At 78.9% G+C, this 251-nt stretch carries 1 pseudogene; it reads right to left on the bottom strand.

From position 1 onward, the window contains the following. Positions 1–251: pseudogene (locus AMS65_RS20225) on the bottom strand (histidine--tRNA ligase); the annotation flags it as partial.

Raw genomic sequence — 251 nt, forward strand, 5'->3', positions numbered from 1 at the left:
GGGCTCGCCGATGATGTCGATGTCGGCCTGCACGAACTGGCGGTAGCGCCCCTTCTTCGGGCGCTCGGCCCGCCCCACCCGGGCGATCTGGATCGCGCGGGAGAAGGGCGGCAGCTCGGCGCGGGGGCTCGCGTAGAAGCGGGGGAGCGGCACGGGCCGGTGGAAACGCCACCCCCGGTCGGCGGGGCGCGCGGCGGGTGCGGCCCTCGGGGCCTCCTGCCCATGGGCGGGCCGGGCGGCCCGGCTTGGGG

The sequence above is a fragment of the Leucobacter celer subsp. astrifaciens genome (assembly GCF_001273835.1).
Classification (GTDB): Bacteria; Actinomycetota; Actinomycetes; order Actinomycetales; family Microbacteriaceae; genus Leucobacter; species Leucobacter celer.